Here is a 2,009-nt window from a genome sequence, read left to right on the forward strand (position 1 = left end):
GTCCGGCCCCAGAGCGGGGCGGCGTCGCGCGCGGCCTTCACCGCGGCGGCCACGTCAGCTTCCGAGGCGACCGCGACGCTCGTCACGGGAGTGCCGTCCGTGGGGTTCAGTACGGTCAGCCGGCGGCTCCCGCTGCCGGGTGTCCAGGTTCCACCGATGAGTTGTCCGACGTCATGCATGCCTCGCCGGTTGCCCCTCAACAGGCGTCGCAAACGCGGCGTTGTCCTTTATCAGTGCAGGTCGCGGGCCTCTGAAGAAGTGCTGAAGAAGTTGTGAAGAAGTCAGTGATCTAGCGAATAACTCGAAATGGCACGGGTACCCGGGGCGCCATGCGTGTCCTCGGTATCAATGCGATCTTCCACGATCCGGCTGCCGCCCTGGTCGTCGACGGCCAGGTGGTCGCCGCCGCGGAGGTGGAGCGGTTCAGCCGGCGCAAGCACGGCAAGCGGCCGGTGCCGTTCTCCGCCTGGGAGCTGCCCGAGCTCGCCGCCGCCTGGTGTCTGGAGAGCGCCGGCCTCAAGCCCGGCGACCTGGACGCGGTCGCGTACTCCTTCGATCCCGGCCTGACCCGTGACGCCGCCGAGCTCGGCCTGGCCGACCCGTGGGACCACCTGCGGGTCGACTACGCCCGGCGGGCGCCGCAGTTCCTGGCCGCCGCGCTGCCCGGGCTCGACCCGGAGCAGGTCCGCTTCGTCCCGCACCACGTGGCCCACGCCGCGTCGGCCGGCCTCGCCGTCGAGGAGGACAGCGCCGTGCTGGTCCTCGACGGGCGCGGCGAGGTGGCCAGCCACCTGTCCGGCGTCTACCGCGACGGCGAGCTGACCGTCCTCGCCGGACAGGGCCTGCCGCACTCCCTCGGCCTGCTCTACGAGGACCTGACCCGGCACCTGGGCTTCCTGCACTCCAGCGACGAGTACAAGGTGATGGCGCTGGCCTCGTTCGGCACGCCGAAGTTCCTGCCGCTGCTGCGCGAGCTGGTGCACGCCAACGACGACGGCGGCTTCACCGTCGAGCGCATCGACTGGTCCGCGCTGGCCAAGGCCCGCAGCGCCGACGGCGAGATGACCGACGCGCACGCCGACCTCGCCTCCAGCGTCCAGGCCCGGCTCGAGGAGGTCATGCTCGACCTGGCCCGCTGGACCTACGACGCCGCCGGTGGCCCGAAGACGCTGACCATGGCCGGTGGCACCGCGCTCAACTGCGTGGCCAACGCACGGATCGCGGCGCAGGGTCCGTACGAGCGGGTCTGGGTGCAGCCGGCCGCCGGTGACTCCGGCACCGCCCTGGGCGCCGCCCTGAGTGTCTCCCGGGAGGCCGGTCCGGTCGTGCCGTTCACCGGTGCCGACCTGGGCCGGGGCTGGAGCGACGAGGAGCTCGAGGCCGAGTTGCAGCGGGCTGCCCTGCCGTACACCCGGCCGGAGTCCATCGCTGCCGAGGCCGCCAAGGTGCTCGCCGGCAACGGCATCGTGGCCTGGTACCAGGGCCGCAGCGAGTACGGCCCGCGCGCCCTGGGCCACCGGTCGCTGCTCGCCCACCCCGGCGACCAGGACACCCAGACCCGGATGAACAACGTGAAGGGCCGCGAGCAGTTCCGCCCGATCGCGCCGATGGTCCGGGCCGAGCGCTTCGCCGACATCTTCGACGGCGTCTACCCGAGTCCGTACATGCTCTTCGTGCACCAGGTGAAGCCCGAGTGGCGGGACCGGATCCTGGCGGTCGTGCACGTCGACGGCACCGCCCGCGTGCAGACCGTGCACACCGAGTCCGAGCCGCTGGTGGCCGAGATGCTCGCCGAGTTCGAGCGGCTCACCGGGCTGCCGGTGGTCGTCAACACCTCACTGAACACCGCCGGGCGGCCCATGGTGGACACTCCGCGCGAGGCGATGGAGCTGTTCGGTTCCGCCCCGGTGGACCTGCTGGCTCTCGGGCCGTTCGCGGTGCACCGCGCCGCGGCCTTCGGGGGCGGCCGATGACCGGAGTCTCCGTCGTCGTCCCGACCCTCGGCCGGC

At 72.2% G+C, this 2,009-nt stretch carries 2 protein-coding genes; one reads left to right on the forward strand and one right to left on the reverse strand.

The genetic code is table 11. From position 1 onward, the window contains the following. A partial coding sequence (locus AB0C29_RS45690) for an aldehyde dehydrogenase family protein (protein ID WP_360834254.1) occupies window positions 1-179 on the reverse strand: 179 nt, incomplete at its 3' end. 150 nt (window positions 180-329) lie between these two features. On the opposite strand from AB0C29_RS45690, the gene AB0C29_RS45695 reads away from it, so the two are divergent. Next, window positions 330-1,973: a carbamoyltransferase C-terminal domain-containing protein gene (locus AB0C29_RS45695; RefSeq protein ID WP_360834252.1), complete on the forward strand. Its 1,644-nt coding sequence runs from the start codon at window positions 330-332 to the stop codon at window positions 1,971-1,973. Window positions 1,974-2,009 lie beyond the last annotated feature (36 nt).

It is taken from the genome of Actinoplanes sp. NPDC048791 (assembly GCF_040650095.1).
Lineage (GTDB): Bacteria > Actinomycetota > Actinomycetes > Mycobacteriales > Micromonosporaceae > Actinoplanes.

Coding starts and splice junctions, on each gene's coding strand:
- AB0C29_RS45695 (WP_360834252.1), top strand. CDS start 330: ATGCGTGTCCTCGGTATCAATGCGATCTTCCACGATCCGGCTGCCGCC.